This is a genomic window from Fictibacillus sp. NRS-1165 (assembly GCF_050468105.1).
Lineage (GTDB): Bacteria > Bacillota > Bacilli > Bacillales > Fictibacillaceae > Fictibacillus_C > Fictibacillus_C terrinigri.
The window spans coordinates 1-1,776 of the sequence record NZ_JBDPNU010000124.1; the positions used below are offsets into that span (position 1 = coordinate 1).

Genomic DNA, 1,776 nt, shown 5'->3' on the forward strand with positions numbered 1-1,776 from the left:
GAATGGAAAAGGTCTGCCCTCATATCGATTGACGATTTTTCAATTCAGAAGGGACATAAATATGCCATTTAGATTGCTGACTATCAAACCGTCGAAATCTGCCAGGTGACAAGGGGGCGTAGTAGCGAATCAATCAAAAAGGTCCTAGAGAAATGGACTTATGAGGCACGGACATTGTCATACAGACCTTGCCCCGGCATTCCTGAATACAATCAGGGTAGTCTGGCCGAATACAAAGATGGCAGCCGATCCCTTCCCCGTTAGGTGAAATGATGCGTGCAAATTTAACAAGCATAAAATAACAGTTGTCCTTAATGAAAAGTATAGAAAGTGCTAATGAAGGTAAAAAATCTCCAGAGACTAATCATTGTCAGAAAATTATAATAGATACCAGTTGGAAAGATTGTTTTCATTCTTAATCACGTATTGAAAAGAGGGATAATTCCATGAAGCGTTCAAAACGATTTGAAATCTTGGAACAAAGACCTGTGAATAATGATGGATTTGTTACGGAATGGCCCGAGATGGGGTTTGTTGCGATGTCCAGCCCAAATGATCCAAAGCCTTCTGTGAAAGTAATGAATGGCAGGATTGTAGAGTTGGATGGGAAACAGCGTGAAGAGTTCGATATGCTGGACCAATTTATCGCGGATTATACGATTGATGCGAGTGTGACTGAGAAAGTTGTGGCTATGGATAGTGTAGAAATTGCCCGTAAGCTTGTCGATATCAATGTGTCACGGGGAGAGGTTCTGGATTTGACCAGGGGAATGAGCCCTGCAAAAGTGCTCGAAGTTCTCAACCATATGAATGTTGTGGAAATGATGATGGCCCTGCAGAAAATGAGGGCAAGGAAAACACCAGCAAATCAATGCCATGTAACCAATGTAAGGGATAACCCTGTCCTGATGGCCGCAGATGCGGCGGAAGCGGGGATTTATGGATTTGATGAGCAGGAAACAACAGTCGGGGTTGTAAGGTACGCACCGTTTAATGCTTTGGCTCTGCTTGTAGGATCTCAAACTGCCAGGATGGGAATCTTAACCCAGGATTCATTGGAGGAAGCGACGGAGCTGAGACTGGCAATGCTTGGGCTGACTTCGTACGCGGAAACGATTTCTATTTACGGCACAGAGCCTGTTTTCATTGACGGAGATGATACACCGTGGTCTAAATCATTTTTAGCATCTGCATACGCATCCCGCGGAGCCAAGATGCGGTTTACCTCCGGAACCGGGTCAGAGGTGCAAATGGCCGGGGCTGAAGGAAAGTCCATGCTTTACTTGGAAATTCGCTGCATCATGATGGCAAAAGGGGCAGGCGTTCAGGGACTGCAAAACGGTTCCATCAGCTGTATCGGAATTCCGGCGTCCGTGCCGAGCGGGCTTCGCGCGGTTTTGGCGGAAAATCTTGCTACGACCTTGTTTGACATGGAAGTTGCTTCCGGGAATGACCAAACCTTTTCACATTCAGAAATCAGGCGTAGTGCAAAAATGCTTACGCAAATGCTACCTGGTACAGATTTTATTTTCTCTGGATTTAGTGCCGTGCCAAATAACGAAGATATGTTTGCGGGATCGAATATGGATTCCAGCGACCTCGATGATTATTTGATTATTCAGCGGGACATGATGGTCGACGGCGGCTTAAAGCCGGTGGATGAAGAAACCGTTATCGAGGCACGTTATCAGGCAGCCAAAGCGATGCAGGCCATTTTTGAAGAATTGGGATTCCCCGTGATTACAGATGAAGAGGTTGAAGCGGCTACTTATGCAA

At 45.8% G+C, this 1,776-nt stretch carries 1 protein-coding gene; it reads left to right on the forward strand.

Annotated features, from left to right (window positions below):
- Nucleotides 1–446: 446 nt before the first annotated feature.
- On the forward strand, nucleotides 447–1,776 hold a 1,330-nt coding region (locus tag ABHN01_RS24925), incomplete at its 3' end, for a propanediol/glycerol family dehydratase large subunit (protein WP_429877779.1).